Origin of the sequence: Paenibacillus xylaniclasticus (assembly GCF_004001065.1) — a bacterium.
In the GTDB taxonomy this organism is placed as follows: domain Bacteria; phylum Bacillota; class Bacilli; order Paenibacillales; family Paenibacillaceae; genus Paenibacillus_T; species Paenibacillus_T xylaniclasticus.
This window is the reverse complement of the sequence record NZ_BIML01000060.1, coordinates 1-6,989: the sequence shown is the minus strand read 5'-3', so window position 1 is coordinate 6,989 and position 6,989 is coordinate 1. Positions and strand designations below refer to the sequence as shown.

The following is a 6,989-nucleotide window of genomic DNA, read 5'->3' as shown; positions in this document are numbered from 1 at the left end:
CGTTCGTTTCTCTCACCGGCGTCGTTTCTCTCGGCCGGAATTAGAATATACCATGGATTGTTTGATTTGCGCAACCCCTTTTTAATAATTTAATCAAAATAAAACGGTAGCAACTTAAAAGGGATCCTATATTATGTGCGTCAGCGATTTTGTCTACGGAAAGTCGTACGTTCTCCATGCGTTCCCTCTAGCAAAGCTTTTGACGAATTTACCGCTTGTATTATAGGAATTAGAGAAATAGTGGCTAGCCTTTAACACATGACCTTCCCGTTGTTAAATTTTCAGTTAAGTTCTGACAATATAGTGGTCGGACTCTCCGATAGATTAAATGCGAAGTTCCTGACACTATATCCATCGCAGTGTCCTTTCGTAAAGCTGCGATTAATTTCAAAATCCTGCGAGAAAACGAAAATAACAAAAAAGGTCAATCATCGTGGTATCTGACCATAATCGACCTGTTTAAAAATTCAAACTCGATGTGCGTACAATCGAAATGACGAATACTTTATACGGATATTACATGGGTTATGTTAGTCATACCTTAAACTGAAAGCAGGCACTGACAGATTAGCAGTGCCTGCTTATTGTATAACCAGCTGATTAGCCCCTCATTCGATAAAGATTTCGATAGCCGAGCTCTTTGGATACGAGTTCGGCATTTTTTTTAACAAGGCAGCTGTACTGTTCGATCTTCTCCGGGGTAAACCGTATGGATGGTCCTGCACAATTCAACGATCCGATAACTGTATTCTCGTACGAAAATATCGGTGCAGCAATACCTGTAGTCCCTTCCGTCGCTTCGCCTGACGTAACGGCATAACCACGGTTGCGGATGATTTCCAGCTCCTGCTCGATACCTTCACGGGTTAACGGCTTTAATGAAGGAATGCTGCTCCAATCTACGTCTTGCAGCAAGCGATCTCTAGCGTTCTGCGGCATGAAAGCCAGAATGACCCGATTCGAAGCACCTATGAACAGCGGGAGCCTTAAGCCGATCGGCTCGGATATTTTTAGAACCTGCGGCGAATCAATGCTGTCGATATATACGCCTTCTGTATTTTCTCTAGCCGCCAAATATACCGTTTCCTTCGTTTGACGAGACAGCTGCTCCATGTAAGGGCGGGCAGTCGACCGAAGCATTAGGCTATCCCACATGAGGAACCCATATTTCATAATGGAAAGGCCAAGCTTATATTTCTTCGTCTTCTGATTTTGCGTCACAAATCCGTGCTCGGCAAGTGACCCAAGAATACGATGTACGCTTTGAACTGGCATATCAAGCTCGCGGCTTATTGCCGTGACGCTTACCTCCCGTTCGCTGCCTTGAGGCACAAGATAATCCAATATATGAATCGCCTTTGAGATGACGGACATATGCGGCTCCTCCTTAGCGAATCAATAATGCCATTCTATAATGTCACGTTACATAACATGAGTTTATTATAACTGACATGGAGGCAGAATGGAATCGTGTGACTTTCAATTATCCAATAGAAAATATACGAATCCATTGGATTTCACAGCGCATCAATGTCAATATACTTATCATAAAACAAACTCCACCCTTCGTATCAAGGCTGGAGTTCGCAAGAGCTTATGAAGAGGCTGCAATCTGATCAAGCATTGTATGGAGCATTCGGAACGACTCCTCGCTGCGGCTATACCCGGCACGAATCCGTTCTGCGCTGTGAATATACGGAGCATCGACCATTTCATCGGCCCATTTGTCCATCATTTGCTCAATGCAGGACGGCGTCGTTTCCAGATGAAACTGTAAGCCTACTACACGATCCCCCCAAGCAAACGCTTGATGACCGCATGCTTCTGATCGTGCAAGCCAACGAGCGCCAGGAGGAAGCTCGAACGTATCGCCATGCCATTGGAACGAAAAGAACTGATCAGGCATCCACGATGTCCATGGATGGGAGTCCTCCGTGCGCGAAATAAGGTGCCACCCAATTTCTTTGACAGAATGCCTATAAGCTTTCCCGCCAAGAATCTCAGCCAGCATTTGTGCACCTAGACAGATGCCTAATATTTTTATCCCCTGCTCTACTGCTTTCCGAATAAATGCCTTCTCTTCCCTTAACCACTCATATTTATCATCATCATAAGCGCTCATAGGCCCGCCACAAATGATTAGAAGATCGGTATCTGCAAGCCATGCTATGTTGATTCCACACGCAGGGTCCGTAATTCGAAGCTGATGCCCGTTCTGCTCCGCCCACTGCTCGAACGCCGTTGGATCATCGAAATCATAATGTTTAAACGCCAGTACCTTCACCATATAATAACCCTCCTCGACGATGTACGAATGACAATGGCTGCTGTCGATAGAGCTATTGTATAGGATTGATCGACATGTAACAGTATTCATTTCTCGAATAATGGGATAAACGAATAAAAACGATTCAGCATTTGATATCAAAACATAAAAAAGGCCGAATGGACAATGTCCACTGGCCTTCTCTTTCCCAAGATCTTCGTTCAGAATACTTCCCTTAATGCCGTGGGAGGTAGCTGTTATAGGCTTGGAATTGGTTGTTGGCATAAGCAGCACTCGATTGAACTGGCGTATGAGATAACTGAGAGCAGATGCCTCCGATTTGCTGCAGCTGTTGGATGGCGGTTTGATGGCCTTGCAGTGCAGTTTGAATAATTTGCGCCGCTTGATGCTCACGTTGAGCAATTTGCTGCAATTGAGCCGCATTCTCCTGTTCCTGCTTCAATAGCTGCTGATAGGTCGCCGATGCTTGCTGCGTCTGTTGAATCAACTGATGCACAAGCTGCTCGCAATGTGCAAGCTGCTGCGAATAGGTCTGCTGATACGAGTTCGATTGCTGAAACATTGAGAATAACCTCCGTAACAATTTAATTTGAATTTAATTGAAAAGGATCATCCCTCCATGGAAGCCCTTGGATATTATGTGATCATTCTTAATCATTTATACGCGGCCTCGCCGGATCACAGTTAGGATGCGGTACCAGGCCGTCAGCGGCTAGCTTTGTTAAATAGTAGCATTCTTCTCTGGCCATATGATCGGGCATAAGCGGAGAGATAATATCTAGTGTCTCAGAGGTCAGTTGCAGCTCCTCAATCTCTTTCAAAAATTTAATAAATAATTGCATCTCATAATCGATTTCGCGGTGAAACCTGCGGTAGGCAGGGAAATCCTTCAAATTAGTACGCATGTACCCGACCATTTCGACGGCTTTTAAATAAAGTGCCTTAAAATGCTTCTCGAATTTAGCGCTTCGATGAATAAGCCTTTGTTCCACCCGATCAAAATCCATCACGAAGGTTCCGGCATGTCCGGCAGCATCAGGCAGCCAAACCAAATCGTAATGAAGCGGATCGTATCTGGGCACCGCATGCCCGATGTGCAGTGCATTCAATATACGGAGATACTTGTCCAGCTCATTTACCATATGGTTAATAAAGGTCGGCGGCAATTCAAAGACCAATCTGCCTGTCAATTGCCGTTCCAGCAGCGATAGCTTAAAGCTTCTCAGCTGAGCTGCAGCCTGAAAGGCTTGATGTATCAGTTCATTCATACCTGTTGAACGCGTGCGGGCAGCATAAAGCAGTTGATCAAATGTTATCATCCAGAGATAGGCTTGCCGTATGTCTTGGTGCTCCTTAGGGGACAACGCGTGATAAATAAAACGGGCATGATCACCAAGAATTTGCAGCCAGAAACGATGCTCGAACCACGCTTCTTCTGCCCCATGAACGGGCAATGCAGCAGATGTTGAGGTCATAATCCGCCTCCTGCCAAAATGATTATGGTTAACGTTATGCCCCGTTGAACCGAAACAGTACAGACAGCAAAAAACCGCTCAGATTTGAGCGGTCGAGCATAGACAAGCTTCCCTTTCATTGTCCTTCTTTATGGTGCTTCCGATCTGCCGTCGAAGGTACGCTGCACCTTGTCCATCATCTCGCTGACGGCTTCGCTCATCAGATCGGTCGGGCTAGAGTCCTCATGATTCTTCGGCGTATTAATACCGGCTGCCGTATTAGCGGTTTCATTGTTGATTGGACTTACTTTCTCTTCACGGCCCTTATGATTACTACTCATCATCTACCCACCCTTGATTATTGAATCAACGGTAGTGTGCCCAACAGATTCGATTTATACAGCAAGCGTGACCGACTAGAAACCGTATTATTCGATTATCGAGAGCTTCTCCATATAATGGAGCGTCAACTCCGGCTTGACGGCAACCTGCTTAACCATTGTATATCCAAGCTTCTCATAGAACCGGATGTTACGGACGCTCTTGCTGCCGGTGAACAATTCATAGCGACCACATCCAGCAAATGCTACCTCAATAGCACGCATGAGCTGTTTTCCGATTCCTCGGTTTTGATAATCCGGATGGACAATCAACTTACCAATTCGGCAAGTTCCCTCATCCAAACATGCTCGAACAGAACCAATAATAATACCTAACCCAACGACCTTCAGAAAGATATGATCCCTGAACTGCTGCCGAACCTGTTCGAGCGTTTGACAGAGCGGTTCAAGCTGGTAATCGTTATATAACAGCGCTTCACTTTGATAAGCTATTCTTTGCAAAGCAAGAATCTCTTCTGCATCTTCCAGCACAGCCGGTTCAATGTTCATCCTGCCCGCTCCTATTGGTTATTCGCATTGGTTTTACAGGTTGATCGTTTTAATCACTCTTGCTGGATTACCACCGACCACGACGTTGTCCGGCACATTGCTTGTAACGACAGCTCCTGAGCCGATGACGACGTTATTGCCGATAGTTACTCCCGGATTAAGAATGGCACGTCCGCCAATCCATACGTTATCACCGATTGTTACAGGAATGCCATACTCTGCCCCCGATATCCGTTCCTGTACGTTAAGCGGATGCGTAGCCGTATAGATGTGGACGCCTGGTGCCAATAAGCAGTTATCCCCGATCCGAATTTCACATACGTCCAGCATGACACAGTCAAAATTCGCATAAAAATGGTTACCAACATGAATGTTATAGCCGTAATCACATCGAAAAGTAGGCTCAATATATATTGAGTCTCCCATTGAGCCGAGCAGCTCTTGCAGCAGTTCCTTTCGCCGCTCATATTCCGTCTCAAGCGTTTCATTATATAGCCTGGTCAACCGTCGCGCATTGAGCCTCTCCTGAAGGAGTTCAGGGTCGCTGGCCAAATACAGTTCTCCGTCAAGCATCTTCTGTTTCTCCGTTTTGCTTCCAGGCATCGATAACATCCTTTCAGATCAAAAACTTGAGATCGTCTCAATGTCCGCTATAAGAGTGTTCGTAATATGCCTCCCAACCTCTTGCGTACGATGATGGATAAAAAAATGTCCCCCTTGAAAACGGTGAATCGAGCATGTAGAAGTAGTAACGGCCGCCCACGCTGATGCTTCCGCTTCCGTATTGTCCTCATCTCCATATAGAACTTCGACCGGAATACGAAGTAAGCCTTTAGCAAGCTCGTAACGATAAGTTTCTACGATGCGGAAATCGGCTCTAAGGATCGGAATGAACATTTCGGCCAATTCCTTATGTTGAAATACTTCTATCGGCGTCCCCTCATAGGCCATGATGGCCTGAATAAACTCATCCTCCGGCAGTGCATGAACGATCCTTTTCGAGTGTGGAAGATGTGGAGCTTTTCTGCCAGAAACAAACAGCCGTGTAGGTGGAACATTGCGCTCTTGTAATGTTCTGCACACTTCAAAAGCAATCAAGCTCCCCATACTATGCCCGAAAATCGCGTAAGGACCGCTGTAATCCGACAATTCATGTTCGATTATACCTGCAGCATCCTGCGCAGCGGCATCGATCCCATCATAGAAGGGCTCTCCTATTCTTCTGCCTCTTCCCGCCAATTCGACTGGTACAATCTCAATGTCTACGCCAGGATAGGTTATATACTTCGACCAACGACTGTATATGTTCGCACTCGCACCAGCATAAGGCAAACAAAACAGCTTCATCTTAGGCACCATGCTTTACAACCAAACCTTTCTGCTTGAAGATTGCTATCTCTATAATGACTTTATACTATTTTATAGATATGGAAAAGATGATTCCTTATTACATGGAAGTTTTCGACACGAAAAATATTTCATTATTGCGCTCCGAATGGGTTATCTCAATCATCTGCGTTCGAATCAATGCCCATACTGTGAGGACAGATTATCAACTTTTATTTACTATAAGTACTTTTTAATGTAAAATGTACATTCGAATCCTAAAACAGAGTCTCTGGAGCAAAGCATTATTTTCAAATAAAAAATTGGTGGAGGAAGACAATCATGAAGTGGCTTAAACCGCTTTTTTGGGTCACAGATATCGGATTCATTGCGTATTGGCTCGTCACTTTTTTTCATATCATTCCAGACGAGTATGCATTCAAAGATTACAATATTTCGATAATGGTAGATTGGAATTGGTCATTCTTTCCCTTAGATATCCTTATCTCAATTACGGGGCTGACGAGTCTTTATTACCACAAAAGAAATAGACACGTATGGAAACATTACGCCCTCATCTCACTCGTCCTTACTTTTTGTTCGGGCTTGCAGGCTATTGCGTTCTGGGCGTTCAGCGGAGATTTTGATCTGATATGGTGGGCGGTTAATCTCTATTTACTCCTATACCCGATATTCTTTATCGTCGGATTCCTTAGAAAGCTAGGTCATCACCCAACCGTTAACGACGCTACGATCAAGCGTTATATGCAGCAGCACCGTAGTTAGCATAAATATAGAAGATATGAATATATCGAAATGAAATAGTTGTAAGAAGAAGTATGCAAAAAACCTCCTGGCATCAAGTTGCCCGGAGGTTAATTTATGTATTGAATGGTGCCGGCGATAGGAGTCGAACCCACGACCTACTGATTACAAGTCAGTTGCTCTACCAGCTGAGCTACACCGGCACATGAAGGTTGCACCTTCAAAACTGGATGCGAATGCTGAAGCCTTAACTGCTTACTTATGTTT

Annotated in this window: 9 protein-coding genes and 1 tRNA gene; 1 reads left to right on the top strand and 9 read right to left on the bottom strand. The window is 44.8% G+C overall.

Translation table 11 applies throughout. From position 1 onward, the window contains the following. Nucleotides 1–600 precede the first annotated feature (600 nt). From PXY01_RS21720 to PXY01_RS21685, 8 genes are all read right to left on the bottom strand, one after another. Entirely contained in the window at nt 601–1,374 is a 774-nt protein-coding gene (locus PXY01_RS21720) for an IclR family transcriptional regulator (protein WP_127573186.1), read from the bottom strand. A 220-nt stretch (nt 1,375–1,594) separates the two neighbouring features. Next, on the bottom strand, nt 1,595–2,287 hold the full coding sequence (locus PXY01_RS21715; protein WP_307719409.1) for a type 1 glutamine amidotransferase: 693 nt from the start codon (nt 2,285–2,287) through the stop codon (nt 1,595–1,597). Between the two features lie 214 nt (nt 2,288–2,501). Then, nucleotides 2,502–2,849: an AMP-dependent synthetase and ligase gene (locus tag PXY01_RS21710; protein WP_127573184.1), complete on the bottom strand. Its 348-nt coding sequence runs from the start codon at nt 2,847–2,849 to the stop codon at nt 2,502–2,504. An 88-nt stretch (nt 2,850–2,937) separates the two neighbouring features. Beyond that, nucleotides 2,938–3,762 carry a DUF2935 domain-containing protein gene (locus PXY01_RS21705; protein ID WP_127573182.1) on the bottom strand — a complete coding sequence of 275 codons (825 nt, stop codon included), beginning with the start codon at nt 3,760–3,762 and terminating at the stop codon, nt 2,938–2,940. A 128-nt stretch (nt 3,763–3,890) separates the two neighbouring features. Next, nucleotides 3,891–4,085, bottom strand: coding sequence for a hypothetical protein (locus PXY01_RS21700; RefSeq protein ID WP_246028059.1), 195 nt, complete (start codon nt 4,083–4,085; stop codon nt 3,891–3,893). A gap of 84 nt (nt 4,086–4,169) precedes the next feature. Next, nucleotides 4,170–4,631, bottom strand: coding sequence for a GNAT family N-acetyltransferase (locus tag PXY01_RS21695; protein WP_127573180.1), 462 nt, complete (start codon nt 4,629–4,631; stop codon nt 4,170–4,172). Nucleotides 4,632–4,664: 33 nt separating this feature from the next. Beyond that, the gene (locus PXY01_RS21690) at nt 4,665–5,234 is read right to left on the bottom strand and encodes a maltose acetyltransferase domain-containing protein (RefSeq protein ID WP_246028058.1); all 570 of its coding nucleotides are present in this window, start codon (nt 5,232–5,234) and stop codon (nt 4,665–4,667) included. Nucleotides 5,235–5,252: 18 nt separating this feature from the next. Beyond that, on the bottom strand, nt 5,253–5,978 hold the full coding sequence (locus PXY01_RS21685; RefSeq protein ID WP_164744546.1) for a thioesterase II family protein: 726 nt from the start codon (nt 5,976–5,978) through the stop codon (nt 5,253–5,255). Nucleotides 5,979–6,299: 321 nt separating this feature from the next. On the opposite strand from PXY01_RS21685, the gene PXY01_RS21680 reads away from it, so the two are divergent. Next, nucleotides 6,300–6,743, top strand: a complete 444-nt coding sequence (locus tag PXY01_RS21680) for a YvaD family protein (protein ID WP_127573174.1) — start codon at nt 6,300–6,302, stop codon at nt 6,741–6,743. Between the two features lie 106 nt (nt 6,744–6,849). Here PXY01_RS21680 and PXY01_RS21675 read toward each other — a convergent pair. Continuing rightward, a tRNA-Thr gene (locus PXY01_RS21675) sits at nt 6,850–6,925 on the bottom strand. Between the last annotated feature and the right edge of the window lie 64 nt (nt 6,926–6,989).